Annotated in this window: 27 protein-coding genes; 12 read left to right on the forward strand and 15 right to left on the reverse strand. The window is 67.1% G+C overall.

Annotation, left to right across the window (positions count from 1 at the left end; genetic code table 11):
• Positions 1 to 138: 138 nt before the first annotated feature.
• Complete coding sequence (locus ACU0DV_RS14400) at positions 139 to 1872, reverse strand: type I secretion system permease/ATPase (RefSeq protein ID WP_446241914.1); 1734 nt, start codon at positions 1870 to 1872, stop codon at positions 139 to 141.
• 216 nt (positions 1873 to 2088) lie between these two features.
• On the opposite strand from ACU0DV_RS14400, the gene ACU0DV_RS14405 reads away from it, so the two are divergent.
• Together ACU0DV_RS14405 and ACU0DV_RS14410 are read left to right on the forward strand one after the other, a co-directional pair.
• Positions 2089 to 2835: an MlaA family lipoprotein gene (locus ACU0DV_RS14405; RefSeq protein ID WP_100928038.1), complete on the forward strand. Its 747-nt coding sequence runs from the start codon at positions 2089 to 2091 to the stop codon at positions 2833 to 2835.
• 31 nt (positions 2836 to 2866) lie between these two features.
• Complete coding sequence (locus tag ACU0DV_RS14410) at positions 2867 to 3472, forward strand: MlaC/ttg2D family ABC transporter substrate-binding protein (RefSeq protein ID WP_198521832.1); 606 nt, start codon at positions 2867 to 2869, stop codon at positions 3470 to 3472.
• A gap of 328 nt (positions 3473 to 3800) precedes the next feature.
• Here the strand turns inward: ACU0DV_RS14410 and ACU0DV_RS14415 are convergent, their stop codons facing one another.
• Complete coding sequence (locus ACU0DV_RS14415) at positions 3801 to 6023, reverse strand: transglycosylase domain-containing protein (RefSeq protein ID WP_446241913.1); 2223 nt, start codon at positions 6021 to 6023, stop codon at positions 3801 to 3803.
• Positions 6024 to 6282: 259 nt separating this feature from the next.
• Between ACU0DV_RS14415 and ACU0DV_RS14420 the strand changes: the two genes are divergently transcribed.
• From ACU0DV_RS14420 to bfr, 4 genes are all read left to right on the forward strand, one after another.
• On the forward strand, positions 6283 to 6621 hold the full coding sequence (locus ACU0DV_RS14420) for a P-II family nitrogen regulator (RefSeq protein ID WP_005855408.1): 339 nt from the start codon (positions 6283 to 6285) through the stop codon (positions 6619 to 6621).
• A gap of 31 nt (positions 6622 to 6652) precedes the next feature.
• A complete protein-coding gene (locus tag ACU0DV_RS14425) occupies positions 6653 to 7990 on the forward strand; it encodes an ammonium transporter (RefSeq protein WP_100928036.1) in 1338 nt (445 codons plus the stop codon).
• A gap of 187 nt (positions 7991 to 8177) precedes the next feature.
• A complete protein-coding gene (locus ACU0DV_RS14430; protein WP_100928035.1) occupies positions 8178 to 8417 on the forward strand; it encodes a (2Fe-2S)-binding protein in 240 nt (79 codons plus the stop codon).
• A gap of 127 nt (positions 8418 to 8544) precedes the next feature.
• A complete protein-coding gene (bfr, locus tag ACU0DV_RS14435) occupies positions 8545 to 9027 on the forward strand; it encodes a bacterioferritin (RefSeq protein ID WP_100928034.1) in 483 nt (160 codons plus the stop codon).
• Positions 9028 to 9352: 325 nt separating this feature from the next.
• On the opposite strand, the gene ACU0DV_RS14440 is transcribed toward bfr, so the two are convergent.
• Positions 9353 to 10120: a FadR/GntR family transcriptional regulator gene (locus ACU0DV_RS14440; protein WP_100928033.1), complete on the reverse strand. Its 768-nt coding sequence runs from the start codon at positions 10118 to 10120 to the stop codon at positions 9353 to 9355.
• Between the two features lie 153 nt (positions 10121 to 10273).
• On the opposite strand from ACU0DV_RS14440, the gene ACU0DV_RS14445 reads away from it, so the two are divergent.
• Positions 10274 to 11290, forward strand: coding sequence for a calcium-binding protein (locus tag ACU0DV_RS14445; RefSeq protein ID WP_446241912.1), 1017 nt, complete (start codon positions 10274 to 10276; stop codon positions 11288 to 11290).
• Between the two features lie 147 nt (positions 11291 to 11437).
• Here ACU0DV_RS14445 and ACU0DV_RS14450 read toward each other — a convergent pair whose 3' ends face one another.
• The 4 genes from ACU0DV_RS14450 to recO all read right to left on the reverse strand — a co-directional run bounded on the left by ACU0DV_RS14450 (position 11438) and on the right by recO (position 13663).
• Positions 11438 to 11878: a molybdenum cofactor biosynthesis protein MoaE gene (locus ACU0DV_RS14450; RefSeq protein ID WP_283982207.1), complete on the reverse strand. Its 441-nt coding sequence runs from the start codon at positions 11876 to 11878 to the stop codon at positions 11438 to 11440.
• The gene (moaD, locus tag ACU0DV_RS14455; protein ID WP_100928030.1) at positions 11878 to 12123 is read right to left on the reverse strand and encodes a molybdopterin converting factor subunit 1; all 246 of its coding nucleotides are present in this window, start codon (positions 12121 to 12123) and stop codon (positions 11878 to 11880) included. Before moaD ends, ACU0DV_RS14450 begins: the two co-directional genes overlap by 1 nt.
• A complete protein-coding gene (gene pgsA, locus ACU0DV_RS14460) occupies positions 12123 to 12788 on the reverse strand; it encodes a CDP-diacylglycerol--glycerol-3-phosphate 3-phosphatidyltransferase (RefSeq protein ID WP_446241911.1) in 666 nt (221 codons plus the stop codon). Before pgsA ends, moaD begins: the two co-directional genes overlap by 1 nt.
• Before the next feature lie 149 nt (positions 12789 to 12937).
• Complete coding sequence (gene recO, locus ACU0DV_RS14465) at positions 12938 to 13663, reverse strand: DNA repair protein RecO (protein ID WP_283982208.1); 726 nt, start codon at positions 13661 to 13663, stop codon at positions 12938 to 12940.
• 89 nt (positions 13664 to 13752) lie between these two features.
• Here recO and ACU0DV_RS14470 point away from each other — a divergent pair, with 89 nt between their 5' ends.
• Complete coding sequence (locus ACU0DV_RS14470; RefSeq protein WP_446241910.1) at positions 13753 to 14538, forward strand: hypothetical protein; 786 nt, start codon at positions 13753 to 13755, stop codon at positions 14536 to 14538.
• Positions 14539 to 14604: 66 nt separating this feature from the next.
• On the opposite strand, the gene ACU0DV_RS14475 is transcribed toward ACU0DV_RS14470, so the two are convergent.
• From ACU0DV_RS14475 to ACU0DV_RS14485, 3 genes are all read right to left on the reverse strand, one after another.
• Positions 14605 to 14934, reverse strand: a complete 330-nt coding sequence (locus tag ACU0DV_RS14475; RefSeq protein WP_370310716.1) for a DUF1491 family protein — start codon at positions 14932 to 14934, stop codon at positions 14605 to 14607.
• A gap of 85 nt (positions 14935 to 15019) precedes the next feature.
• Positions 15020 to 15928 (reverse strand): GTPase Era, encoded by a 909-nt coding sequence (gene era, locus ACU0DV_RS14480; protein ID WP_100928025.1) that lies wholly within the window; start codon positions 15926 to 15928, stop codon positions 15020 to 15022.
• Positions 15929 to 16201: 273 nt separating this feature from the next.
• Entirely contained in the window at positions 16202 to 17095 is an 894-nt protein-coding gene (locus tag ACU0DV_RS14485; protein WP_446241909.1) for a DMT family transporter, read from the reverse strand.
• 149 nt (positions 17096 to 17244) lie between these two features.
• Here ACU0DV_RS14485 and ACU0DV_RS14490 point away from each other — a divergent pair, with 149 nt between their 5' ends.
• Entirely contained in the window at positions 17245 to 17925 is a 681-nt protein-coding gene (locus ACU0DV_RS14490) for a thermonuclease family protein (protein WP_446241908.1), read from the forward strand.
• On the opposite strand, the gene rnc is transcribed toward ACU0DV_RS14490, so the two are convergent.
• The 3 genes from rnc to lepB (ACU0DV_RS14505) are packed head-to-tail and all read right to left on the reverse strand — an operon-like array spanning position 17917 to position 20400.
• Positions 17917 to 18594, reverse strand: a complete 678-nt coding sequence (gene rnc / locus ACU0DV_RS14495; RefSeq protein WP_446241907.1) for a ribonuclease III — start codon at positions 18592 to 18594, stop codon at positions 17917 to 17919. The two genes, ACU0DV_RS14490 and rnc, sit on opposite strands and share 9 nt — an antisense overlap.
• Complete coding sequence (gene lepB, locus ACU0DV_RS14500; protein WP_446241906.1) at positions 18591 to 19562, reverse strand: signal peptidase I; 972 nt, start codon at positions 19560 to 19562, stop codon at positions 18591 to 18593. The genes rnc and lepB (ACU0DV_RS14500) overlap by 4 nt, the downstream gene beginning before the upstream one ends.
• Positions 19563 to 19566: 4 nt before the next feature.
• Positions 19567 to 20400, reverse strand: coding sequence for a signal peptidase I (lepB, locus tag ACU0DV_RS14505; protein WP_100928021.1), 834 nt, complete (start codon positions 20398 to 20400; stop codon positions 19567 to 19569).
• 147 nt (positions 20401 to 20547) lie between these two features.
• On the opposite strand from lepB (ACU0DV_RS14505), the gene ACU0DV_RS14510 reads away from it, so the two are divergent.
• From ACU0DV_RS14510 to ACU0DV_RS14520, 3 genes are all read left to right on the forward strand, one after another.
• Complete coding sequence (locus tag ACU0DV_RS14510) at positions 20548 to 23031, forward strand: right-handed parallel beta-helix repeat-containing protein (protein ID WP_446241905.1); 2484 nt, start codon at positions 20548 to 20550, stop codon at positions 23029 to 23031.
• 64 nt (positions 23032 to 23095) lie between these two features.
• Positions 23096 to 23278, forward strand: a complete 183-nt coding sequence (locus ACU0DV_RS14515) for a hypothetical protein (RefSeq protein WP_446269993.1) — start codon at positions 23096 to 23098, stop codon at positions 23276 to 23278.
• A 92-nt stretch (positions 23279 to 23370) separates the two neighbouring features.
• Positions 23371 to 24123 (forward strand): SDR family oxidoreductase, encoded by a 753-nt coding sequence (locus ACU0DV_RS14520; protein WP_370314145.1) that lies wholly within the window; start codon positions 23371 to 23373, stop codon positions 24121 to 24123.
• Between the two features lie 378 nt (positions 24124 to 24501).
• Here ACU0DV_RS14520 and acpS read toward each other — a convergent pair whose 3' ends face one another.
• Together acpS and ACU0DV_RS14530 are read right to left on the reverse strand one after the other, a co-directional pair.
• Positions 24502 to 24918, reverse strand: coding sequence for a holo-ACP synthase (gene acpS, locus ACU0DV_RS14525; protein ID WP_446241904.1), 417 nt, complete (start codon positions 24916 to 24918; stop codon positions 24502 to 24504).
• A 5-nt stretch (positions 24919 to 24923) separates the two neighbouring features.
• Positions 24924 to 25379, reverse strand: coding sequence for a hypothetical protein (locus tag ACU0DV_RS14530; protein WP_446241903.1), 456 nt, complete (start codon positions 25377 to 25379; stop codon positions 24924 to 24926).
• Between the last annotated feature and the right edge of the window lie 76 nt (positions 25380 to 25455).

Here is a 25455-nt window from a genome sequence, read left to right on the forward strand (position 1 = left end):
CATCCGCGCCCGGCGCGCCGGCCGTCATCCTGCCCAGAACCTGCGTGCTGCCCGCCCCGCCCGCACCATCGGGCGGATTGGCGGTGGCGCTGGCGGCCGTGCCCGGTGTCGCCCGGGTGTCGTCCTCGGTCCTGTCGCTCATCTCACACCTCCGGGCGTCGCCGCCTTCTGGATCTGCTGGTGGTTCTTCACCATCTGCTGCAGCACCTCGTCCTTCGGTCCGAAGGCCACGCGCTGCCCGCCTTCCAGCATCAGAAGCTTGGTGCATTCCTTGATGGCCGCGGGACGGTGCGCCATGATCAGCACGGATTTCCCCTCGGCCTTGAAGCCCGCGATGGCCTTGTTGACCGCCTCCGACCCCTCGTTGTCGAGGTTGGAGTTCGGCTCGTCCAGCACGAGGATCACCGGGTCGCCGTACATCGCGCGCGCCAGCCCGATGCGCTGCATCTGCCCGCCGCTCAGCCGCCCGCCGATCGCCGTGACACGGGTGTCATAGCCGTTCGGCAGCTTGAGGATCATCTCGTGCGCATCGGCCTTGCGCGCCGCCTCCACGACCTTCTCGGCGTCGGGCTGGGGCGAAAGGCGGGCGATGTTCTCGGCAATCGTGCCGTCGAACAGGGTGACACGCTGGGGCAGGTAGCCCACGTGACGGCCCAGCACGTCCGGCCCGTACTGGTCGAGCGAGGCGCCATCCAGCCGGATCTTGCCGCCCGCCGGGCGCCAGATGCCGGTCAGCGCGCGGGCCAGCGTCGACTTGCCCGATCCCGAAGGACCGATCACGCCGACTGCCTCGCCCGGCGCCACGTTGAAGCTGACCAGCCGCAGCGCCGCCTGCTGTTCGCCCGGGGCGACCACGGTCAGCTGCTGCACGTCGAGCTTTGCCGCGGGGCGGGGCAGGGCGGTGCGCGGCGGGTCCTCCGGCACCTCGGACAGAAGCTGGGCGAGGTTGGTCCAGCCCTTGCGCGCCCGCGTGACCAGCGGCCACTGGCCGATGGCCAGTTCGATGGGCGCCAGCATGCGGCCCATCAGGATGGAGCCGGCGATCATCGCGCCCGGCGACAGGTCGCCCTGCAGCACGAGGTAGGCGCCCAGCCCCAGCATCCCGGACTGCAACAGCATCCGGAAGGTCTTGGTCATGGTCGTGAAGGTGCCGGTGATGTCGGCGGTGGCGATCTGACCCGACAGCGCCTGGCCGCGCGCGCCGATCCAGCGGACGAAGGCGTCGCGCCGCATGCCGAGCGCCTGCACCATCTCCGCCTCCTGCCTGATCTGGTCCGAGGTCCGCTCCGCCTGCATGACGGCGACGTTGGATTTCAGCGTCGGATTGCGCGAGATCACCTGGTTGGCCAGCGTCACCACGATCAGGAAACCGCCGCCCACCAGCGCGAGGTAACCCATCCACCGGTGGAAGATGAACAGTCCCAGCAGGAAGATCGGCGACCACGGGATGTCGAAGGCCGCCAGCAGCACCGGCGAGGACATCAGCCGCTGCACCGATTCCAGATCGCGCAGGCCGGTCTGGGCCAGTTCGTCGTTCTTGACGGTCGAACGCCGCAGCACGGCGTCGAAGACGCGCAGGTCCAGCGCCGCCTGAAAGCGCGCGGCAACCCGGCCCATGACGCGCCCGCGGACGTAGTCGAGGATGCCCATCATGCCGTAGAGGAAGACGACCAGCACGGTCAGCGCGACCAGCGTCGCCTCCGACCGCGAGCCCAGCACCCGGTCGTAGACCTGCAGCATGTAGAGCGGGCCGGTCAGCATCAGCATGTTCACGAGAAAGCTGAAGATCGCGACGAACCAGTAATATGGCCGTGATTGCCGCCGCGCTGCCCTCAGCTCGTCGCGGCCCTTTTCAAATTCCTGTTTACTCATGTGCCTCCTCGCGGTTGGCCGGCGGGGCGATCATGGGATCTGGCAGCCTTCCGCCGCGTATGCCGGCGGATCCTCCCGGTGCTTGCCCTTGTCGCCTTTGTGCCACAAAAGTGCTGAATGCAGGTTGCTTGCTTGGGCACCTTGTAAAATGAAACTACCTTGTCTTTTACGGAAGCCGTGTGGCGATCCAAGGACTTTCGACGGGGGGCGGTCCGAATGCTCAGGACTCGTGCGGTTTTCGCACTCATCGTGGCGGCGTCTCTGGCGGCCTGTTCGGTCCCCGGCCCGGGACAGGCGCCGGATGGCGTGTGGGATCCCTACGAGGCCCAGAACCGCCGCGTGCACGCCTTCAACCGCAAGGTCGACGAACGTGTGCTGCGCGGCACCGGCGCGGGCCTGGCCGACGGCATCCCCGCAGGGAGCCGACAGGCGGTGGCACAGTTCGCCGACACCGTCGGCACGCCGCAGACCGTCCTGAACCAGCTTCTGCAGCTGCGCCTGTGGCGCGCGACGAAGAACACGCTGCGCTTCACCATGAACGCGACGCTGGGGCTCGGCATCCTCGACCCGGCCGCCGAGATCGGCCTCGTGTCGGACGAAAGCGACTTCGGCGAGACGCTGGCCGTCTGGGGCCTGCCCGAGGGCGCCTACCTCGAACTGCCGCTGGTCGGCCCCTCGACCGAGCGGGACGCCGTGGGCGCCGCCGTGGACCTCGTGACCAACCCGCTGAGCTACGCGCTCGACTCGCCCGAGAGATACATCGGCACCCTCGCGAATGCCGCCGACACCGTCATCACCCGCGGCGAATTCGGCGAGACCGTCGATTCGGTGCTCTACGACAGCGCCGACAGCTACGCCCAGGCGCGGCTCATGTACCTGCAGAACCGCCGGTTCGAACTGGGCGAAGACGCCCCGGGCGCCGCCGACATCGACCCGATGGCGCTCGACACCACCGGTTTCTGACCGGCACCCCCTTTCCAGAAAGGCATTCGACATGGACACGATGTACACCAGACGCACGGTACTCGCCCTCGGCGGGGCAAGCCTCCTCGCGCTGGCCCTCCCGATGCCCGCCCTCGCGCTGACCGAAGGCCAGGCCCGCGGTCTGATCGACGGCCTCGTCGGCGAGATCAACAGCGTCATCGCCAGCGGCAAGTCCGAACGCGCGATGTACACCGACTTCGAACGCATCTTCCGCACCTACGGCGACATTCCCTACATCGCCGCCTACGCGCTCGGCAACGACGGGCGCACCGCCACGGCCGCGCAGAAGAAGGCCTTCTCGGACGCCTTCACCGGATACATCTCGCGCAAGTACGGCAAGCGCTTCCGTGAGTTCATCGGCGGCCGGCTGGAAGTGCAGTCGGTCAAGGCGGTGAAGAACTACTACGAGGTGCAGACCACCGCCTTCCTGCGCGGCACGAGCCCCTTCACCGTCTCGTTCCACGTCTCCGACCGCACCGGCCGCCCGCTGCTGTTCAATCTGTTCATCGAAGGGGTGAACATGCTCCTGACCGAACGCACAGAGGTGGGCGCCATGCTGGACCGCCGCCGCGGCAACATCGACGCGCTGATCCAGGACCTCAGGACGGCCTCCTGACCGGAGCATCTGGGCGGGGCCGCGTGACGCCGGCTGGCCTCGCCCCCGATCGGCCTGGGACAAAGAGGGGCTCCGCCCCCGGCCTGCGGCCTCCCCCGAGGTATTTCAGCCAAGATGAAGACCCTGGCGAGGTGAAGACCCAATCCAGAGGACATCTTGGAGCTGTCCTGCACCTTCATCTTGGTCCAAATACCTCGGGGGAGCGGCTCCGAAGGAGCGGCGGGGGCGGAGCCCCCATTTCCTGAACCCCGGACCCAAGCGCATCGGTGGCCGAAACGCTGCCGGCCCGTAGGGCGGGGCTGTGCGCCGCTCCGGCCGACGGCTGGTGTCAGCGGTTGCCGCCGCCGAGGATGTCGCGGAGGACCTGTTCCAATACGCTCTTGGGGACCTCGCGGGTGGTGCCGCCGCCGCGGGGGACCGCGACCTCGGGGGCCTGTTGCGGCACGGGCTGCGGTTCCGGTTCCGGCGGCGGGGCGGGGGCCACGGGTGCCTGCACCGGCAGGGGTTTCGGGGGCAGGCCGTCGTGGACCCGTGCCATCACCTCGTGCCAGATCTCGGCGGGCAGGCCGCTGCCGGTCACGCCGGAGAGCGGCGTGTTGTCGTCGTAGCCCATCCAGACCCCGGCCACGTAATCCGCGGTGAAGCCCACGAACCAGGCGTCGCGCGCCTCCTGGCTGGTGCCGGTCTTGCCCGCCGCCTCCCAGCCGTCGAGCCGCGCCCGCGTGCCGGTGCCTTCGTCGACCACCTTCTGCATCATCCACGTAAGCTGCCGCGCGGCGCTTTCCTGCACCACGCGTTCGCCGATGCCGCCGCCGGTGCCCATCAGCGCCTCCGTGTCGCCTTTCAGGCGCAGTTCCTGCAGGCCGTAGGGCGTCACCGAGGAGCCGCCGTTCAGGATGCCCGCGTAGGCGCCGGTCATCTCCAGGAGCGTCGCCTCAGACGCGCCGAGCGCCAGCGACGGCGTGTCCGTCAGGTCGCGGTAGAGGCCGAAGTCACGCGCCACGCGCATCACCAGGTCGCGCCCCACCGATTCGGAGACCTTCACCGCCGGCACGTTCAGCGAGCGCGCCAGCGCCTCCGCCAGCGTCACCCGGCCGTGGAAGTTGCGGCTGTAGTTATCCGGGCAGTAGTCCTTCTGCCCGCCCGGCATGTCCACGCACCACCGTTCGTCCACCACCGTGTCGAGCGGCGAGTACCCGAGTTCCAGCGCCGTCGCATAGACGAAGGGCTTGAAGGCAGAGCCGGTCTGCCGCACCGCCTGGAAGGCGCGGTTGAACAGGCCCGTGGCGTCCACGTCACGCCCGCCGACCATCGAGCGCACCGCGCCGTCGGCGCTCATCACCACCACGGCCACCTGCGCCTTGGAGCCGTCCTTCACCTTCTCGGAGAAGATCTGCCGCACCGCGTCCTCGGTGGCGCGCTGGATGCGCGGGTCGAGGGTGGTCGAGATCACCACGTCCTCTGTCGTGTCCTGCGTGAAGAACTCCGGCCCGGACTGCATCACCCAGTCGGCGAAATAGCCGCCGCCCATGGTGTTCGCGCCGCTGCCCAGCGTCGCCGGGTTGTTCTGGTACTGGCGCATCTCCTCCTCGGTGATGTAGCCCTGATCGGCCATCAGCCGCAGCACCGTGGCCGCGCGGGCCTGGCTGCGTTCGAGGTTCGAGGTCGGCGCCAGCGTCGAGGGGGCGGTCAGCAACCCCGCCAGCATCGCGCCCTCGGCCGGGTTCAGCTGCGCCGCGTGCTTGCCGAAGTAGCGTTGCGAGGCGGCCTCTGCCCCGTAGGCGCCGCCGCCCATGTAGGCGCGGTTGAGGTAGATCGAGAGGATCTCGTTCTTGGTGTACTTCACCTCCATCGCCATGGCGAAGATCGCCTCGTTGGCCTTGCGCTCCAGCGAGGACTGGCGGCAGTCGGCGACGTAATCGGCCTCCGACTTCCAGACCTTGGGATCGTAGACCTTGCCGAGGCAGAGGAGTTTCGCGGTCTGCTGCGTGATGGTGGAGCCGCCGTGCCCCTGCAGCGCGCCCCGGCCTTCGCTGAGGTTGATCCGCACCGCCGAGGCGATGCCCCGCGGGCTGACGCCGAAGTGGCGGTAGAAGCGCTTGTCCTCCGTGGCGACCACGGCGTTCTTGAGGTGCGGGCTGACGCTTTCGGCGGTGACCACGCCACCGAACTGGTCGCCGCGCAGCGCAAAGACCGCGCCGTCGCGGTCGAGCAGCGTGACCGAGCCGCGGGCACGCCCGTCGAGCAGCGTTTCCACCTCCGGCAGGGTCGATTCGACGTAGAGCACCCAGGCGCCGATCACCAGCGCCACGAGGACCGCCACCGAGACGGTGATCTTGAAGACCAGCCGGAAGATCCAGCCGAAGAACCCGGTGATCAGCCCGGCGAACCCGCCGCGCCGCTGCCTGGGCGCGCGGCGCCGCTTCGCCGGGGTTTTCTTGGCCGTGGTCTTGCTCGCTGCCGCGGTCTTGGATTTCGCGGTCTGGCGGGTCGATTGTCCGCCATACCTGCGGTCCGCCACCAGCCGTCCGGGCTTTCGCGTGGAACTCATGTGAAACTGCGCCTGCTCAGGTTTGTTCGTTGCGGCGACTCTACCCTTTCCGACTCGGAATGTTGACCTCTTCCCGGCAAAGCTGACGTTTTTGTTTTGCGTAAAATATAGGCAATTATCGCATACGGCACATTTTTTGTGCGCGACGGATTAATGGAACGCCTCATTTTCCGTCAAACTCTTCAATTCGGGCGGTCTCCACCGCTTTGCTGCCAGTGCAATGCGGGGGGAGGCCCCGCCAAGACCGAAGGGGAACAAGGTGAAACTGATCATTGCAACGATCAAGCCGTTCAAGCTCGAGGAGGTGCGCGAAGCCCTCACGGGCATCGGCGTGCGCGGCATGATGGTGACGGAAATCAAGGGCTTCGGCTCTCAGTCCGGCCATACCGAAATCTACCGCGGAGCCGAATACGCCGTGAATTTCGTGCCGAAAATCAAGCTGGAGATCGTCGTCGGCGCAGCCATGGCGGATCAGGTGGTCGAGACCATCAAGACCACCGCGCAGACGGGCAAGATCGGCGACGGCAAGATCTTCGTTCTGGATGTGCAGCAGGCGGTGCGCGTGCGTACCGGCGAAACGGATGCAGACGCGCTCTGAGACGCGCCACTCATAGGGGAATGACACAGACATGAAACGCTTCACCACAGTTGCCGCGATCGCCGCGCTGGTGGCGCTGCCGACGCTGGGCTTCGCTCAGGAGGCAGACGTCACGCCGCCGAACGGAGAGATCGGCTACATCTTCACCACCTTCATGTTCCTCGTCACCGGCTTCCTGGTGATGTGGATGGGCGCAGGCTTCTCCATGCTCGAGGCCGGCCTCGTCCGTCAGAAGAACGTCACCATGCAGCTCATGAAGAACGTCGCGCTCTTCTCGATCGCTGCGATCATGTACTACCTCATCGGCTACAACCTGATGTACCCGGGCGACGGCTGGTCCATGGAGGGCGTCATCGGTGCCTTCATGCCCACCTCGCTGGAGCCCGTCGGCCTCGCCGATACGGAAACCGACCTGACCTACGCCTCCGTCGGCTCGGACTTCTTCTTCCAGCTGATGTTCTGCGCCACCACCGCGTCGATCGTCTCCGGCACCCTGGCCGAGCGCATCAAGCTGTGGCCTTTCCTGATCTTCACCGTGATCCTGACCGGCTTCATCTACCCGATCCAGGCGTCCTGGAAGTGGGGCGGCGGTTTCCTCGCGCCGGGCATCGACGGCCAGACCGACTTCCTCGACTTCGCAGGTTCCACCGTCGTGCACTCCGTCGGCGGCTGGGCAGCCCTGACCGGTGCCCTGATCCTCGGACCGCGGATCGGCAAGTACAAGGACGGCCGCACCGTGCCGATGCCGGGTTCCAACCTGACCCTGGCGACCCTCGGTACGTTCATCCTGTGGCTCGGCTGGTTCGGCTTCAACGGCGGCTCTCAGCTCTACATGGACACCGCGGGCAACGTGGCCGACATCTCCCGCATCTTCGCGAACACCAACACGGCAGCTGCCGGTGGCGCGATCGCGGCGCTGATCCTGACGCAGATCCTCTACAAGAAGCCGGACCTCACCATGGTGCTGAACGGCGCTCTGGCAGGTCTCGTGTCGATCACCGCTGAACCGCTGACCCCCGGTCTCGGCATGGCGACCATCATCGGCATGATCGGCGGCGTGCTCTGCGTCCTCGCGGTTCCGGTCCTCGACAAGCTCAAGATCGACGACGTTGTCGGCGCCATCCCGGTGCACCTCGTCTGCGGCATCTGGGGCACCATCGCCGTGGTCCTGACCAACGGTGACGCGAACCTCGGCGTGCAGCTCTACTCCATCCTCGTGGTCGGCATCTTCGTGGTCGTCACCTCCGGTGTGGTCTGGTTCGTCCTGAAAATGGTCATGGGCATCCGCGTCGGCGAGGAAGAAGAGATCATGGGTCTCGACATGGCCGAGCTGGGCATGGAAGCCTATCCGGAATTCTCCAAGGGCTGAGGCCTCCCTCTCAACCCGATCTGGCACGGACCCGGGCGCAGCGATGCGCCCGGGTCTTTTCTTTGTAGAAGGACCCCGGCGCGAGGCTCACGCCCGGATCACGATTGATCCGAGTAAATCCATCAGGATTGACATGCCCGACCGAATTGGTCATCTATTCCCCGTCAGCAACAGGGTCAAACGCGTCATGATGATCTGCCATTGCAACGGAATCTCGGACAAGGACATCCACGCCGCCATGGACTGGATGCGGGCCGCCGACCCGGACACGATCATCACGCCCGGAAAGGTGTTCCGCGCGCTCGGGCGCAAGACCGACTGCGCCGGCTGCCTGCCGCTCTTTCTCGACACGATGCAGAAGAACACCAGCCTCGAAGTGCCCGTTCTGACCAAGGCCGGTGCACGCCGCATGCGCCAGGTGCGCTGACGGTCGCACCCACCGTGCGGACTATTGGCGCCGCCCCTGAATCTGCCCTAAGGTGATCTGACCGATCACCCAGCCACCGCCCGCACAACGGGCGTGAGCCAGGCCAATTCATCTCATGAGGGGCACCATGAAGGGCGACGAAAAAGTCATCGAATATCTCAATGCGGCGCTGCGCAGCGAACTGACCGCGGTCAGCCAGTACTGGCTGCACTACCGGCTTCAGGAAGACTGGGGCTTTGGCCGCGTGGCCGCCAAATCGCGCGAGGAAAGCATCGAAGAGATGCACCATGCCGACAAGCTGATCGAACGCATCATCTTCCTCGGCGGCCATCCCAACCTGCAGAAGCTCGACGCGCTGCGCATCGGCCAGAACCTGCGCGAAACGCTGGAGGCGGACCTCGCCGCCGAATACGACGCGCGCACCCTGTATATCGAGGCCCGCAAGCACTGCGACTCGGTGGGCGACTACGTGTCGAAGAACCTGTTCGAGGAACTGATCGCCGACGAGGAAGGCCACATCGACTTCCTCGAAACCCAGCTCGACCTCGAAGCGACCATCGGCGCCTCGGCCTACGGCCAGCTCAACGCGAAGCCCACCGACGACGCCTGAGACAAGGGCAGCCGGGACGGGGCGATTCGGGCGGCATCGCGCGGCCCGTCGGCCCCGCCCGGCGTGCTTTGCGCAGAGAGGTTAACAACCGGCCGGTTCAGGGGGGCGAACCGGCCGGGACTCACCCCAACAAGCGGTTAACGGGGTGGGATGAACGCAGCGGTCGCTACGTTATCGGACCCTGGTTTTGTGTCCTTCTGGTGGCGTATCGGCTGGTTGCTACAATTTTGACGTGCAAGAGTGAAGCCCACGTTCACAGCTTCACGCAACGCGCGGTGCCTGTTTTCACCTTTCCGACACGCCTTTTCCAAGAGGCGCAAAACGCTCAGCGGTTGATTTCCCGCTCCAGTCTTTGGCGCGCGATCAGCTCGTTCCGCTCTGCCTTGCGGTCGGCGGTCAGCGCCGTCTCCACGTAGCCCAGGTGCCGCTCGACGGCCACGCGGGCGGCCTCCGCATCGCGGGCCTGCAGGGCGGCGTTGATGGCCTGGTGCTGCTCCAGCAGGCTTTCGCGCGTGGTGCGCTGCTTGAACATGATCTGGCGGTTGTAGAACACGCCTTCCCGCAGCAACTGGTACATGCTGCGCATCATGTGCAGCATGATAACGTTATGAGAAGCTTCGATAATTGCCAGGTGGAAGTCGGCGTCGAGCCTTGCTTCCTCTGCCGGGTTCCGCTTGCCGTGGGCCGCTTCCATCTTGGTCATCAGCTCGTCGATGACCTTCAGGTCGGTTTCGGTGCCGTATTGCGCCGCGCGCTGGGCCGCCAGCCCCTCCATGTCGCGCCGGAACGACAGGTAGTCGAACACCGCCTCGTCGTGGTTGGCAAACAGCCGCACCAGCGCCTCCGAGAACGCCGACCCCAGCACATCGGTAACGAAGATTCCGGCCCCGGCGCGGCTTTCCAGAAGGCCGCGTTCGTGCAGTTCGGCCACCGCCTCCCGCAGGGATGGGCGGGAAACCCCAAGCTTTTCAGACAGTTCGCGTTCTGAGGGCAGGCGCTCTCCGGGGCGCAGGATGCCGCGCAGGATCAGCTTTTCGATCTGCCGCACGACGGCCGCCGCCAGTTTCTCCGGTTGGACTTTTTCGAAGGGCATGGGACCTCGCTTTGGTCTGCTTGTCTTACCAAAACCAGTGACACGCAGGGAAGCCCCATCCGTCGGCACGTGTGAACAATTACCCGAATTGCGGCGCATTACGGCCTTAATCCTCAACAGAATGGTCCGGGACAAAGCATTCCAGAGGCCCCCATGCTGACCGCACTGATCGCATCCCTCCTCGGCACCATGACGCTCGCCGCCATCGCCCAGCCGGACGATGTGACGGCGGGCAACGAAGAACCCGACCAGCCACTCGACCAGCCCGACACCGCCTCCGGCGAGATCGTTCAGGCGGGGCTCTGGTCCGACCAGGTCGACGGCACCGCGCAGGACGACTGGCTGGCCGGCGGGCGGAGCTGCGATACACTCGAAGGTCACGAAGGTAACGACACCCTTTACGGAGAGCGCGGCCGCGACCTCCTGGAAGGCGGCCAAGGCGACGACCTCCTAAACGCCGGCGCCTGGCACGATGCCCTCGACGGCGGGGCGGGCGATGACACGCTCTTTGGCGACACCGGCAAGGACACGCTTCTGGGCGGCGAGGGCGACGACGAGATGTCGGGTGGTGAGTGGGACGACCTGCTCATCGGCGGCGCAGGCGGTGATTTCATGGCGGGCGACGGCGGGGATGACCTGATGTACGCCCATGTCCCCGGTCCTTCGGGCGACGACTTGACAGCGCGTGCCTTCCATGAATCCCTCGAGCATGTCTTTGACAACAGGGCGGAATTCGACGCGCTGTCCGATGAAGACCAGCAGGCCGCGGCGGAAGACCTTTTCGACGAGATGCTCCGGCGTTATCCGGGCGCCTCGGCGGGCGCGGACGGCACCGACACGCTGGACGGCGGTGCGGGCGATGACACGCTCCACGCGGGCGAGGGCGACGAGATGATCGGCGGCGCGGGGGACGACGACTTCTTTGTCTCCGGCTGGACGGCGCAGAGCGATGGCACCGGCGCGCTGATCGACGACTTCGGCGTGGGCGACGACGAGCTGGTCGTGGAATACGACGCCTCTGGCGGAGCCCCGGCGCCGGAGATTGCGGTGACGACCCTTGCGAACGGCGATCAGATCGTCACGGCGGACGGTCTCACTGTGGCGACCCTTCTGTCGCCGGTACAGGCCCTGACCGCAACGGATGTGCTTGTCGTTGGCGTGATGGTATGAGCAGGCGGGCGTTTTTCCGGAGGGCGTGACGGTATGTACCCGTGGGCTCTCGCCAAAGAGCGTGATGGCACCAGCCGAAACGACACCCGCCAAAGGGCGATACGGATCGTAGGGCGGGGCTTCGCGCCGCCCTACCTAAAAAGATCGCTACCAGCGGTCGAGCGCCGCCTCGTCCTCGTCCCGCGCAGCGACCCACCCCGTCTCCTCCCCCACAAATTCCTTCTTCCAGAAGGGCGCGCGGGACTTGAGGTAGTCCATGAGATACTCCGCCGCCTCGAAGGCGTCCTTGCGGTGGCGCGCGGCGGTGGCGACCATCATGATCTGCTCGCCGGGCTCCATCCGCCCGTAGCGGTGGATCACCAGCGCATCGCCCAGGGACCATCGCTCCATGGCCTCGGCGGCGATCTTCTCCAGCGCCTTCTCGGTCATGCCGGGATAGTGCTCGATCTCCATCGCGTTCAGCCCGCCGTCCACGTCGCGCACCACGCCGGTGAACGTGACGATGGCGCCCATGTCGTGACGCCCGGCGGCGAAACCCGCCGCCTCTGCGCCGAAGTCGAAAGGCGCGTCCTGCACGACGATCCGCATCAGCCGCCCGTCATCGGCGGGAAGAACGCCACTTCGCGCACACCGGCCAGCGGGGCGTCGAATTCCGTCAGTTCCTGGTCCACGGCCACCCTCAGGGCCGAGATGTCCTCGAAGGCCGCCGCGTACCGCTCTTCCCGGGCGCGCAGTTCCGCCACGAGGTCCATCACCGTCGCCGCGCCGGTGTCCACCGTTTCCTTGGCCAGTCCGATCCGTTCGCGGACCCAGGCGAAATAGAGTACCTGCATCACGTCTCCTCCTTGAGGTGCGGGATCGCCTTGCGGAAATAGTCGAGCCCGGTGATCAGCGTCAACGCCGCCGCCAGCCACAAGAGCGCGATCCCGGCGAGTCCGGCCCAGACCATGCCATACTGTTTCCAGCGCAGGCCCATCAGGTCCTCGGCCGTGCCGTTCAGGATATTGCGCACGATCTCGTCGTCCATGCCCATGGCGGACATCACGAGATAGTGTTCGAACACGCCCTGGCTGAACAGCACCGAGATGGCGACCATCTGGACCGTGGTCTTCCACTTTGCCAGCTTGGTGACCTTCAGCGTGCCCGAGACGTCGCCGAGGAATTCCCGCAGGCCCGAGACAAATACCTCGCGGAACAGGATCACGGTCGCGGGCAGCACCAGCCACGGCGTCCAGGACGAATAGCCGATGATGACCATCAGGGCGATCACCACCATCGCCTTGTCCGCGATCGGGTCCAGCATCGCGCCCAGCTTGGTTTCCTGGCTCCACGCGCGGGCAAGGTGGCCGTCGAAGAAGTCGGTGATTGCCGCGCCGAGGAACAGGATCAGGGCCAGCCAGTCCGCGAGCGGCCGCGCGAAGTAGAGGAACATCAGCGCCACGCCGGGGGCGGCGAGCAGGCGCAGGGCCGTCAGGATATTTGGCAGGGTCCATTTCATCGCAGCATTCCTAACGGGTTCCAAACGAAGGGGGAAGGGGCCTCGCCTCCGTGCCTTCTGGCAAGACGTTGCCACCTAGTTCATCACATTTGCCTGTCGGGGGGCCTGCGTTGAAACGCCGCTTGCGCGGGCGGGCGGCGGGTGCCGGTTCATTCCCGCTGGCGGATGCGGTCGATCAGCCGGGCGCGGGCCTCTGGCACGGGCTTGTCGCCCATCTGCGGCGCCAGACGGTGTTCGAGGAAATAGCCGGTTGTGCCCAGGGCCGTTGCGATCTCGGCGTTCCCGGCAGCACCCTGGCCCAGCATGACCTCGGGCAGGGGCAGCAGGTGGTGGATCCAGTTGCCCGCCCCTTCTGCCGTCACCGCCCGTCCGCTCTTCGGCGAGACATAGACCAGCCCCTCTGTCCGCCCGGTGACGGCGCAGCTCGAAAGGTCGAGCGCGAAGCCCATCTCTTCCAGCAGCGCGATCTCCCACCGCAGGTAGGCGAGCGGCCAGAGGTCGGGCTGGTCCAGCAGGTCCAGCAGCCGTTCGCTGAAGGTGTAGAGATCGGGGTGCGGCACCCGCTCCGGCAGGCAGAACCGCAGCATCGCCACGACCGCGTTCAGCCCGGCCAGCGCCAGCCGGTCCCCCAGGGCTGCCGCCGCGCGGGAGCGTTGCGGTTCGACCGTGAAGGCGCCCATGTGGTCTTCGAGCCGCGCCCGCCAGCTCAGGTCGAGCTGCGCGCCGGGTTGCAGGTGCGGTGCCATCTTGCGCGAGGTGCCGCCCCTCAGGACGCCTGCGTGCCGCCCGCGTTCCGGCGTGAACACGTCGAGGATCAGCGAGGTCTCGCCGTGCCGCCGCGTTGCCAGCAGTATCCCGGTGTCCCGCCATTCCATGCCGCGACATTGGCGCCGCGGCCGGGCGGGGGCAAGGGTTTCTCAACCCCGCTGTGTCACAACGCCCTGACCTTCAGAAGGAGGACGGGATGCGGCGATACCTGTGGATTCTGACCATGGTGCTGACGGCGGAGGGGGCCGCGGCGCAGGCGATCTCCATGGAACCGCGCGGGGCATTGTTCGCGGATCGCGGCCCGATGTTCGCCGGGGCGGGGGGCGCTGTCGTGCCGGTGGTCCGCGACCGGCAGGCTCAGGTGATCCAGGTCAGCACGGGCGGTGCAGGCGGCGCCAACGGCGCGGAGGCGAGCCTGTTCGCCGGGCGGGCGGTGGCCTCCTTCTTTGCGCCATGGCCCAGCCGCGGGGTGCCGGTGATCGACCGGATCGGACCGCGCCTTGGCGGGCCGGTGGCGCAGCTGCGCGACCTGATCGCCACGGCAGAGGCAGGGCGCGCGGGCTATGACGCGGTGCAGCACGGGGCGCGGATCCGGCCGCCCCTGCCGCCCACCCGCATGACACTGTCGGAGATCTACGCCTGGATCGACGCGACGCCCGGACAGCCCCATGCCATCGGGCGCTACCAGATCATCCCCGCCACCCTGCGCGGCCTTGTGCGCAAGGCGCATTACGGGCCGAACACCCGCTTCACGCCGGAGGTGCAGGACCGCCTCGCAGACATCCTGCTGGAGGAAGCGGGGCTGACCGCCTTCCGCGAAGGGGTCATGACCCGCACGGCCTTCATGAACAACATCGCGAAGATCTGGGCCGGGTTGCCGAACTCGTCGGGGCGGTCGCATTACCACGGGTATGCGGGCAACCGGGCGACGATGACCTGGGCGCATTTCGAGGGTCAGATGGCGCGGATCTTCCCCGGCTGATCGGCGCGTTCCGGCCCGTGCAACAGCGCGCGGGGATGTAGGGCGGGGCTCTGCGCCGCCCTGCGCTCAGGCCAGCCCGTCCTCGTCCAGCAGGTGGCGTCCGGCGCGGTCCTCGACCTCGATCACCCAGAGGTCCGGGTCGAAGCCGCGCTGGCGGGAAATGGCCGCGTCGACCTCCCGTTCGTCGCCGCTGGCGAGGTCGGTCCAGACCCGTTCGCCGGTCGCCAGGTCGAAGCTGCGGGTGAAGGCGCGGGCCTTGCCGTCGAGAGTCGCAAGCTTGACCAGGACGGCGCCGGCGGTGTCGTCGCCGTGCGCCACGACGAAGGCCGGGATGTCGTGCAGGCGCAGCCGCGTGAGGTAGGCGTCGACCCAGAAACGGGCGGTCAGGCGGGGCATCGGCACTCCGGTTTATGCGGCGTTCATGTCCATTGAGAAACGGTCAACGCCCAAGAAAACAAGGGGCCCCGTCCGGGGCACCGGCTCAGCTGTTGCCGTCCTTGAAGTCGAGCCCCATTTCCGAGTAGCGCTCGGCCTCTTCCAGCCAGTTCTCGCGCACCTTCACCTGCAGGAACAGGTGCACCTTGCGGCCCAGGAACTCGGTCAGCTCCTCGCGCGCGGCCTTCGAGATCGCCTTGATCGTCTCGCCCTTGTGGCCCAGCACGATGCCCTTGTGGCCGTCCCGGGCGACGTAGATCACCTGGTCGATCCGGGCAGTGCCGTCCTCGCGTTCCGTCCAGTGATCCGTCTCGACCGTCAGCTGGTAGGGCAGTTCCTGATGCAGGCGCAGGGTCAGCTTCTCGCGCGTCATCTCCGCCGCGATCATCCGCAGCGGCAGGTCGGCGATCTGGTCCTCGGGGTAGAGCCACGGGCCTTCCGGCACCTCGGCTGCCAGCCATTCCCGCAGGTCGTCCACGCCGTAGCCACGTTCGGCGGAGATCATGAAGGTCTTCTCGAACGCGTGGATTTCATTCAGCTTTTGCGACAGCGCCAGCAGTTCCTCGGCCTTCACCCGGTCGATCTTGTTGATCGCGAGCGCGACGCGGCGGCCGCGCGGCAGCTCTGCCAGCCCTTCGAGGATCCGGTCCACGCCCGGCGTCTTGCCGCGGTGGGCCTCGACCAGAAGAACCACGATGTCGGCGTCGGCAGCCCCGCCCCATGCGGCGGCGACCATCGCCCGGTCGAGCCTGCGGCGCGGCTGAAACAGCCCCGGCGTGTCGACGAAGATCAACTGGCTTTCGCCCTCCATCGCCACGCCGCGGATGCGGGCGCGGGTGGTCTGGACCTTGTGCGTCACGATGGACACCTTGGCCCCGACCATGCGGTTGGTGAGGGTGGATTTGCCCGCGTTGGGCTCTCCGATCAGGGCGATGAATCCGGCGCGTGTGGTCATGGTGGCTGTCTTGGTCCGATGGTGAAGGCGCTCCCTTAGCGGGTTTCGCGCCGTCCCGCCATAGCACAAAGGCCGAAACCCGTCCCCTCCGGATCGGTCGGTGCGTTAATCCCGGCGCGTTAAGGTTTTGTTGTGGTGAGTCCCGGCCGGTTGGAGGGGGTGAACCGGCCGGTTGTTAACCTTTTGCCTGTGGCGACGAATCGCGAACATGGCGGTTTTGCGGGTCTGAGCTCGAAAACGGGCCGCTCGCTAAAATTGTCGGTATTTGGCGGCTCACGTCTTTGCGAGCGGCGCGGTTTTTCTGCGCCGTCCATCGCGGATCAGCGAATAGGTCCCGGCGCCGACGATCAGCGCGGCCCCGGCCAGCGTCAGCGTGTCGGGCCGTTCGCCGAAGATCGAATAGGCGAGGATCAGCGCCACGATCAGGCGGAAGTAGCGGAAGGGCGCCACGACCGAGACCTCTCCGGTGCGCATGGCGAAGGTGATGGCGGTGTAGCCGATCACCCCGGCGAGGGCGGTGCCGCAGAGCAGCGTGGCGGCCTGCGCGGTCGGCAGCGCGGGCGCGCCCGGCTCGAACGCCACGATGACCAGCCCGGCGAAGGTGACGACGGCAAAGCCCAGCACCCCCAACTGTGCCGCGTGCACATGCATCGGCGCGGTGCGGGTCGCCAGATCACGCCCGGCAAAGCCGATCATGCCGAGGATCGCGAGGATGGCGTTGGGCTGGAAGGCGTCGGGCGTGGGGCGGACGATCAGCAGCACCCCGGCAAAGCCCACGGCCATGGCGGCCCAGCGGCGCGGCCCGATCTTCTCGCCGAGGATCAGCCCCGCGCCCAGCATCACCACCAGCGGCGCGGCCTGCAGGATCGCGGAGGTGGTCGAAAGCGGCGTGTAGGCCAGCGAGAGGGCAAAGAACAGCCGCCCGAGGATCTCGAAGGCGGTGCGGATCAGGAGCCGCGGTTTGAGGTATTCGCCTGTCCAGACCGGCACCCCCTGCTGCACGGCATAAAGCGCGTAGAGCGTCATGGCCATCAGCCCGAACTGCACGGTGCCCACACCCGCGCTGACCCCGCCGGTGGCGGTGGCCGCCTTGAAGAACGCATCCTCGATCCCGAAACCCAGCATCGAGAGCATCATCCAGAGGGCGCCGCGGAGGTTGTCGGTCATGGGGATCTTCTGCGCGAAAGGAACGAGGTGTGTCTTGCACCAGTGGGTCGGTCAAGGGAAGGAGAACCGCCATGGGGGCGGAAAGTTCTTGCCCCTCCCAACGTGCAGATGCTCAATAGCGTCAGGTGGTTTTGTCTCGGGGAACTCTTTTGTATTTCGAAGCTTTGATCGGTTTGGGATTGGTTCTTTTGGTTGTCGTGCTCGCCCAGCGTTTTTCGTCGGGCGCAAAAGCCAGGTCCAAGGACACTCACGACAGGGCCCGGAAGGACAGGGCGGTTGACGAAGAATGGCTTCGCGACCGCGGCAGCCGACCGGTTTCTCCCGTCCGCCCGACGGTCTCCACACCGCGGCCTGCACCCCCGCGAGCAGAGACCCCCGCGGTAGCCGAATGCGATCCCGAACCTGTCCGGCGCGTGTTGAAGGGCAAGGCCTGGGTTGTGGACGGCGACACAATCGACCTGGCAGGCGTACGCTTGCGGTTGTTCGGGATCGACGCGCCGGAAATGGATCACCCTTATGGCATCCGCGCCAAGCGGGCGATGATGGCGCTTTGCAAGGGGCAGATTGTTTCCGCCTCCATCGTGGACGAGGACGCGCACGGACGCACGGTAGCCAAATGCGTGTTGCCGGACGGGCGCGACCTGTCCGCGGAACTGGTGAAGAAGGGGCTGGCCCTCGACTGGCCGAAGTTCTCGGGCGGGTGTTATGCGGCGCTGGAGACGCCCGATGCCCGGCGCAAGCTGTGGCTGGCCGCAGCGCGCCAGAAAGGCCAGATGCACGTGTGGGAAAAGTTCGAGCGGCAGAAGGCTGCGCGCAGGTCGTCAGGTTAGCTCGTCCAGCAGGGCGCGGGCGGCGGCCTGTTCGGCCTGACGCTTGTTGCCGGCGGTGGCGCGGGCGGTTTCGCCGGTGGCGAGGCGGGCCTCGATGGTGAAGACCGGGGCGTGGTCGGGGCCGGAGCGTTCGACCTCGGTGTAGGAGGGCGGCGCCATGCCGCGGCCTTGCGCCCATTCCTGGAGCGTGGTCTTGGCGTCCTTGGCGTCTTCCTCGACGCTGGCGATCAGCGGCGCCCAGAGCCGCAGGATCATCTCCTGCGCGACGTCGAAACCACCGTCGAGGTAGACCGCGGCGATCACCGCCTCCATCGCGTCGCCCAGCAGCGCCTGCTTTCGGCGGCCGCCGGACATCTGTTCGGAGCGGCCCAGCTTCAGCGCCTCTCCGACGCCGATGCTGCGCGCGACCTCGGCGCAGGTTTCCTTGCGCACCAGCGCGTTGAAGCGCGGCGCCAGCAGCCCTTCTGAGGCGTTGCGGTCATGTCCCAGCAGCGCCTCGGCCATCACGAGGCCGAGGACGCGGTCGCCGAGGAATTCGAGCCGCTGGTTGTCCTCGCGCCCGGGGCCGGACATGGAGGCATGGGTGACGGCGCGCCGCAGGAGGGACTTGTCCTGGAACGTGTGGCCGAGCTTTTCCTCGAGCGCCTTGATCTCTGCCGATACCTTCATTCGATCCCCCGCATCACCCGGCCGCCGGTGCCGCGGTTGTTGAACAGCACGATCCGCGCCCGGCCGGTGATGGCGCGGTAGGGCACGGGGCCTGGGCCGCCGGACCGGCGCGGCACACGGCTGTCGAGAGAATTGTCGCGGTTGTCGCCCAGAACGAAGACATGCCCCCCGGGTACGACAAAGGGGGGCAGGTCGTCCATGGTCTTCGCGTCGATGTCGAGCACGGTGACGGTGCGGCCCTCGGGCAGGGTCTCGGTCTCGCGGCGCTTTTCGCAGGGGGCGCCGGGGGCAACGGGAGCGTTGGCGCAGCGCGGGGCGGCGGTGGACAGAGGTGTTTCGGCTGGTTCGGTGAAGAGGCCATCGGGCGCGTGCGGCAGGGGCGTGCCGTCGATCACCGGGATACCGTTTTCGAAGGCGATAGTTTCGCCGGGGAGCGCGATGACGCGCTTGACGAAAGGCGTGCCGGTGTCGGGGTGGGAAAAGATGATGACGTCGCCGCGTTTGGGGCGGCCGAAGCCGGGCGTGGCGAGGATGTAGTCGCCGGGCAGGAGCGCGGGCTTCATGCTGCCGGCGGGGATGGCGTAGGGCTCCCACAGGGCGCGGCTGGCGACCAGAAGGGCGAGCAGGGCGGTGGCGGCGCGGGCGGCGCGGCTGAAGGCGGGAGGGGCCTTGGCGGGTTCGGGCCTGCGCAGGACAAGGAACAGCGCGAAGACGAGCGAGACGAAGGGCACCATCAGCAGCCAGAGCCACCAGCCGGATGCGTTGATGTCGCGCAGGCGGCGGCGGGCGTGGCCCACGGCGAGCAGCATCGACAGCGCGGCGGCGAGCCAGAGCGCGGCGTGCAGCGGACCGAAGCCGTCGACGCGCTGCGCCAGGAAGGACAGCGCCAGCCAGAGGGCCGTCGCAAACGCCACCCGGGCGCGCCCGGTCAGGCCGCTCCAGTCCAGCCCGTCGCGGACGAAGTCCATGGGATCACTGGATCTTCTTGAAGAACCGGTCGCCGCGCCACGTCCAGAAAAACAGCATCGACCGCCCGGCAGAGGAGAACATCACCCGGTCCGCCCGGCCCACGAGGTTCTCGTAGGGGACAAAGCCCACGCCGCCGGTCATGGAGCTGACCCGGCTGTCGGAGGAGTTGTCGCGGTTGTCGCCCATGAAGAAGTAGTTGCCTTCGGGCACGGTGAAGACGCCCGTGTTGTCGGAGCCCTGCGTGCCAATGTTCAGGATCGAGTGGCTGGTGCCGCCCGGCAGGGTCTCGATCAGCTTCTCCTTGACGCAGACGCCGCCTTCGCCGACCGGGCCGTTGGCGCAGCGCGGGCGCAGGCGCTGGGGGCCCTGCGGTGCGGCGATCTCCTCGAAGGTGCCGTCGGGCTGAACCTCGACCTGCTGGTCGTTGATGTAGAGGATGCCGTTGCGCATCTGGATACGGTCGCCGGGCAGGCCGATCAGCCGCTTGATGAAGTCGCGCCCGGTGGTCGGGTGGCGGAAGACCACGACATCGCCGCGCTCGGGCTCGGACCCGAAGAGGCGGGCGTTGTCGCCGTCGGCCCAGCCGCAGACGTCATGCGCGTCGATGTCGATGCCGAAGCGCGGGATGATGATGGAGGGGCAGGAGGCGTAGGAATAGCCGTAGGCCATCTTGTTCACGAAGAGGAAATCGCCGATCAGCAGCGTGTCCTTCATCGAACCCGAGGGAATCCAGAACGGCTGGAACAGGAAGGTGCGGAAGACGCCGGCGATGAGCAACGCGTAGACGATGGTCTTGATGGTCTCGAGCAGACCACCTTTTTTCTCTTCGGTTGCCATTCAATGCCCCTTGCCAGATGTCCCCCGCGCTACATGAGCGGCAGGGCAGGGCGTGTCAAGGCGGCTCTCCAACCGTTGACAGATCGCCGGACGGGCGTACCGTGGGGGCATACTTCACAGGTCATATTGCATCGGGACGGATGGATCATGCTTTTTCGGATCGCCTGCGTGGTGCTGGGCTTTGTCGCGGCCGCGATGCCCGCCCATGCGCTGGAAGACTGCAAGTTCGAGTTCAAGATCGACGCGCAAAGTTCGGCCTTCCAGGCCCTTGTCGAGGGGGCCGCGTCGCGCGGCGGCTTCTGGCGCCCGATCCGCGAGGCCCCGCAGGACGTGCAGGACATCGGTCGGTTCATCGGGCGGCTGGACGTGTGCCTGATGACGCCGGACGGCAAGCCGCGCACGGTGCAGACGCCGAACGGGTCGACCACGCTCAATTCGCCTTACGTCACCAACTGCACCGCGGCGCTGCTGCCCGGTAACCGCCTGCTGACCAACGTGCACTGTTTCCGTGAGCCCAGCCTCGTGGCGGCGGGCTTTACCCGAGTGCGGGAGGCGCGGATCAACTTCGGCTACACCTCGACCGATTTCACCGGGAACGTGCAGACCTTCCTTGTCGACGACCGGGAGATCGCCGCCGACGACGCCACCGATGCGCTGTTGTTGCAGATCATCGGGGCCGACGCGAACGAGGCCTTGGGCGGCAGCGTCCCGATGATGATGGAGACCGACGTGACGCCGCGCCGGGCGCTGACCATGGTGCATCACCCGCGGGGCGACGCGCAGCAGTTTTCCTCGGGCACCTGCCAGATCCACCCGGAACAGGCCGCGCTGCCGGAGGCCGCCTCGCAATTGCGGCACAGCTGCGAAAGCACGGGCGGGTCGTCCGGGTCGCTGCTGCTGGATGCGCGGACGCTGGCGGTCATGGGGCTTCACAACCAGGGCGGGCTGAACGCGCAGGGCGGTTACAACAGCGGGCACAAGATCTCGGCCGTGGCGGCGGCGCTGGGGCTGGAGTTCCAGCAGGCGGGCGCGGGCGGCACGGGGAGCTTCGATCCGGCGGCGCGGGCGCAGGGCGCGCTGACCGATGCGCTGCTGATCGAGGACGACGCGGCGCGCCGCGATGCGCTGGCGCAGATCGTGCAGGGCTTTCCCGGCAGCCGCGCGGCGCAGAGCGCGCAGCGGGCGCTGGACCTGATGCAGGGGCCGGGCCGCGAGGACCCGGAGCAGACCGCGACCGCCGCGCTGACCGCCGCGCTTCAGGTGCAGGGGCTGTCGCGCCGGTCGCGGCTGGAGGAGCTGATCGCCACCTTCCCGGAGACGGCGGCGGCAGAAAGCGCGCGGGCCATGCTGGAGCTGGTCACGGCGTCTTCCACCCAGGAGGCGATCAACCCACGCGAGCCGATCCCCGGAACCGACGTGCTGCGGGTGATGGCGGACGGGCGGGGCGACTACAGCTCGCCCGACGCGGCGCTGCGCGCGGCCTCGGCCGGGGACGTGATTGAGATCTACCCGGGCCTCTACGAGGGCGGCGTAGACGTGGACATCCCCGTGACCATCGTCGGTGTCGGGGACCGCACGACCATCGTCTGGGAATCGGACGAGGACGACGTGATCTACTGGACCGCCGGGTCGGGCCGCATCGCCAACCTGACGCTGCACCTGCGGGGCGGCGATTTCTACACCGTGGATTTCGACGGCGGCTCGGCTGTGCTGGAGGACAACGTGATGTCCTCGGGCGGGCTGGCCATCGTCGGGGTCCGGTCGGGCAGCACCGCGACGGTGCGCAACAACATCATCAAGGACGGCGCCTCGACCGGGGTCTATGTCTACGACGACGCGCGCGGCACGGTGGAGGACAACGAGATCCTCGACATCAAGGGATCGGGGATCTCGGTCAAGACCGGGGGCGACCCGGTGATCCGGCGCAACGCCATCCACCGCAGCGAGCAGAGCGGCATCTACGTCTTCGAGGACGGCAAGGGCACCATCGAGGACAACGAGGTGACGGGATCGGGCAAGTCGGCCATCGCGGTGGCGACCGGATCGGACCCGATCGTGCGGCGCAACGACGTGCATGACAACGAACAGTCCGGGCTGAACGTCTACGACGGCGGGCGCGGCACCTTCGAGGAGAACGAGGTCTATGCGAACGTGCTGTCGGGGATCAGCGTCGGCAAGGACGGCGACCCGGTGATCCGCCGCAACACCATCCGCGACGGTCAGCAGAGCGGCATCTACGTCTACGAGGCCGCGAAAGGGCTGATCGAGGACAACGAGATCTACGGCAACGCCAATGCCGGGATCTCGATCAGCGAGGACGGCGACCCTCTGATCCGCCGCAACACCATCCGCGACAACGGCCAGAGCGGGGTGAGCCTGTTCGAGGGCGGCAAGGGGACCATCGAGGACAACGAGATCACCGGCAACGGCGGGGCAGGAATCTCGGCGCGCGAGAAGAGCCATGCGGTGGTGCGCGGCAACACGATCACCGGCAACGCCTACGAAGCGGTCTGGATCTACAAGGAGGCGGGCGGCCAGTTCGAGGACAACGACCTGCGCGGCAACGAACGCGGCGCGTGGGACATCGAATCGAGTGCGGGTTCCGTGATCCGCTCCGGCAACCGGGAGTAAGGCGGCGCTTGTGGCGGTCGGGGAAAGCGGCGCATAACCCCGCCTTGCGAGGGGGTGTTGTCAGGTGTCAGACAAAAGCGACGTCCCTGTCAGTTCGCTGACCCGGATCGCATTTGCCAAGGAAAAGTTGTCGTTCGTGACCCGTGCAGCGAAGGTCGGCAGCGAGCCCGAGATGGCCGATATTGCGCGCAGTCCGATTGGCCGCTTTCCAATACCGGCCACGTCCAATCCGGATCTTGTGCAATGAATACGTAGCACCCCGACCGCGCATGAAACGGGTCGCCGGTCCGCGAGGCTGTGCCGTAGTCGATCAACATCCAATGATCGAAAGGCATAGCAATGAAACTCAAAGACAAGACCATCATCGTGACCGGGGCGAGTAGCGGGATAGGTGCTGCCAGCGCACTTCTTCTGGCCTCGAACGGCGCAAATCTCGTTCTCGGCGCTCGACGGAGGCCCGAACTCGAACGGCTCGTCGGGCAGATCGCTCAAAGCAACGGAAATGCGGTCTGCCTTCCCGGTGACGTTCGCGACGAGGCATATGCCGAAGCCCTCGTGCGCTGTGCCCTGGATACATTCGGGGGCCTTGACGGCGCATTCAACAACGCCGGCACGGTAGGTCAGATGCAGCCCGTGCCCGACATGCACTCGAACAACTGGCACGAGGTGCTGGCCGTCAATCTCAACAGCGGCTTCTACGCGGCCAAATACCAGATACCGGCGATGCGCGACAACGGCGGCGGGTCCATTGTCTTCACCTCTTCGTTCGTCGGGCATGCGATTGGATTGCCGGGTATGGCGGCCTATGCTGCCGCGAAGGCAGGTCTCGTCGGACTGGTTCAGGTTCTGGCTGTCGAACACGGCACAGAGAAAGTGCGCGTGAACGCGCTCCTGCCGGGCGGCACGATGACGCCCATGGCGGGAGATGATCCCAGCTTCCATGAGGTCGTGCGCGGGTTCCATGCCCTCAAGCGGATCGCCGAGCCGTCGGAAATCGCGCAGGCCGCAATGTTCCTGCTTTCACCAGAGGCATCTTTCGTTACCGGCAGCGCAATGACCGTGGATGGCGGAAACTCCATTACCAAGGCTTGAGGTCATAATTTGCGGACGTTGACCCACTGCACGTCAACGTCCGCTTCGTCCCGCACAGCAGGCACGGGTGCGGGGCGCGTCGAAGGTCCGGATTGGGTCGGAAAGGCGTGGCAATGGGGGCAGGATTGCTTGGCATTGCCTCGTGACCGAGACCCGAAATCCATGGGGTCGAGTCGCTTTCGCATGGCATTCGACAGGTGAGCCCGGGGGGGGGCGGGTTGGCGTTGTCCGTCCGGCAGGGCGGCGCGGCGCCAGAGGTGCGCCGGTGTAGTCGGGCGCTTTGTTCGTGATGTGAGGGCGGGCCTTATGGGGGGCTGGATGTGCGACGCGGGGGCGTCCCGTCCGGACGGCCTTGGGTGCGCCGGGCCAGCCTGTTGGTCAGGCGTTGTCCGGCGGTGTCAGCGGGCGCGCCTCGATCACGACGAAGGCCTGCGCCCAGGGGTGGTCGTCGGTGAGGGTGACGTGGATGATCGCCTCGTGCCCCGGCGGGGTCATGCTGTCGAGCCGCTCCTTCGCCCAGCCGGTCACGTGCATCACCGGCTGGCCGGTGCGCAGGTTGGTCACCGCCATGTCCTTCCACGCGATCCCCATCCGCAGCCCGGTGCCGAGCGCCTTGGAGCAGGCCTCCTTCGCGGCCCACCGCTTGGCGTAGGTGCCGGGCGTGTCGGCGCGGCGTTCGGCCTTGGCCTGCTCGATCTCGGTGAAGACGCGGTTGCGGAATCGGTCGCCGAAGCGGTCGAGCGTGCGCGCGATCCGTTCGATGTTGGCGAGGTCGGTGCCGATGCCGAGGATCATGGAGGTCAGTCCGGCCAGCGCAGGGTGACGTCGCCGGTCGCCTGGTTGAGGACGATCTGCAGGTCGTAGACCGGGTCGCTGTCCTCGCCCGTGATGTAGGAGCCCACGGGCAGGGTGAAGATCAGCCCCTGCGCCGGGTCGTAATCCGCGGTCAGCGCGGCGAAGTCCATGCGCGAGAAGCCGATCCCGCCGTTGCCGATCATCACGCACTGGCGGATGCCGAGTTCGTCGTAGGGCGGGGAGAGGATCAGCAGGTAGGCCCAGCCGCCCGCCGGTTCCACCGTGTCGATCATCGCCACGCGGGTCTTGCCGTTGGAAAAGGTGCGGGTGTGCGCCTCCCACGGTTCGGCGAGGTTCCATGCGCTGGACCGTCCGTCGCAGTTCGACACCTGCGGATTGAACTCTTCGGCGAGGGCGGGGGTGGCGGCGACAAGGCCCATCAGGGCGAGGGAACGGAACATGGCGGGCACTCCTGAACTGGTGGCGGCGACGCTAGCACGGGGGAGGGGAGAGGAAAACGGCGCCGCAAAGCGGGGG

It is taken from the genome of Sagittula sp. (assembly GCF_052825245.1).

What these genes read in the sequence shown, in the direction of transcription:
- ACU0DV_RS14400 (WP_446241914.1), bottom strand. Translation starts at nt 1,872, where the DNA reads ATGAGTAAACAGGAATTTGAAAAGGGCCGCGACGAGCTGAGGGCAGCG.
- ACU0DV_RS14405 (WP_100928038.1), top strand. Translation starts at nt 2,089, where the DNA reads ATGCTCAGGACTCGTGCGGTTTTCGCACTCATCGTGGCGGCGTCTCTG.
- ACU0DV_RS14410 (WP_198521832.1), top strand. Translation starts at nt 2,867, where the DNA reads ATGGACACGATGTACACCAGACGCACGGTACTCGCCCTCGGCGGGGCA.
- ACU0DV_RS14415 (WP_446241913.1), bottom strand. Translation starts at nt 6,023, where the DNA reads ATGAGTTCCACGCGAAAGCCCGGACGGCTGGTGGCGGACCGCAGGTAT.
- ACU0DV_RS14425 (WP_100928036.1), top strand. Translation starts at nt 6,653, where the DNA reads ATGAAACGCTTCACCACAGTTGCCGCGATCGCCGCGCTGGTGGCGCTG.
- ACU0DV_RS14430 (WP_100928035.1), top strand. Translation starts at nt 8,178, where the DNA reads ATGATGATCTGCCATTGCAACGGAATCTCGGACAAGGACATCCACGCC.
- bfr (WP_100928034.1), top strand. Translation starts at nt 8,545, where the DNA reads ATGAAGGGCGACGAAAAAGTCATCGAATATCTCAATGCGGCGCTGCGC.
- ACU0DV_RS14440 (WP_100928033.1), bottom strand. Translation starts at nt 10,120, where the DNA reads ATGCCCTTCGAAAAAGTCCAACCGGAGAAACTGGCGGCGGCCGTCGTG.
- ACU0DV_RS14445 (WP_446241912.1), top strand. Translation starts at nt 10,274, where the DNA reads ATGCTGACCGCACTGATCGCATCCCTCCTCGGCACCATGACGCTCGCC.
- ACU0DV_RS14450 (WP_283982207.1), bottom strand. Translation starts at nt 11,878, where the DNA reads ATGCGGATCGTCGTGCAGGACGCGCCTTTCGACTTCGGCGCAGAGGCG.
- moaD (WP_100928030.1), bottom strand. Translation starts at nt 12,123, where the DNA reads ATGCAGGTACTCTATTTCGCCTGGGTCCGCGAACGGATCGGACTGGCC.
- pgsA (WP_446241911.1), bottom strand. Translation starts at nt 12,788, where the DNA reads ATGAAATGGACCCTGCCAAATATCCTGACGGCCCTGCGCCTGCTCGCC.
- recO (WP_283982208.1), bottom strand. Translation starts at nt 13,663, where the DNA reads ATGGAATGGCGGGACACCGGGATACTGCTGGCAACGCGGCGGCACGGC.
- ACU0DV_RS14470 (WP_446241910.1), top strand. Translation starts at nt 13,753, where the DNA reads ATGCGGCGATACCTGTGGATTCTGACCATGGTGCTGACGGCGGAGGGG.
- ACU0DV_RS14475 (WP_370310716.1), bottom strand. Translation starts at nt 14,934, where the DNA reads ATGCCCCGCCTGACCGCCCGTTTCTGGGTCGACGCCTACCTCACGCGG.
- era (WP_100928025.1), bottom strand. Translation starts at nt 15,928, where the DNA reads ATGACCACACGCGCCGGATTCATCGCCCTGATCGGAGAGCCCAACGCG.
- ACU0DV_RS14485 (WP_446241909.1), bottom strand. Translation starts at nt 17,095, where the DNA reads ATGACCGACAACCTCCGCGGCGCCCTCTGGATGATGCTCTCGATGCTG.
- rnc (WP_446241907.1), bottom strand. Translation starts at nt 18,594, where the DNA reads ATGAAGGTATCGGCAGAGATCAAGGCGCTCGAGGAAAAGCTCGGCCAC.
- lepB (WP_446241906.1), bottom strand. Translation starts at nt 19,562, where the DNA reads ATGGACTTCGTCCGCGACGGGCTGGACTGGAGCGGCCTGACCGGGCGC.
- lepB (WP_100928021.1), bottom strand. Translation starts at nt 20,400, where the DNA reads ATGGCAACCGAAGAGAAAAAAGGTGGTCTGCTCGAGACCATCAAGACC.
- ACU0DV_RS14510 (WP_446241905.1), top strand. Translation starts at nt 20,548, where the DNA reads ATGCTTTTTCGGATCGCCTGCGTGGTGCTGGGCTTTGTCGCGGCCGCG.
- ACU0DV_RS14520 (WP_370314145.1), top strand. Translation starts at nt 23,371, where the DNA reads ATGAAACTCAAAGACAAGACCATCATCGTGACCGGGGCGAGTAGCGGG.
- acpS (WP_446241904.1), bottom strand. Translation starts at nt 24,918, where the DNA reads ATGATCCTCGGCATCGGCACCGACCTCGCCAACATCGAACGGATCGCG.
- ACU0DV_RS14530 (WP_446241903.1), bottom strand. Translation starts at nt 25,379, where the DNA reads ATGTTCCGTTCCCTCGCCCTGATGGGCCTTGTCGCCGCCACCCCCGCC.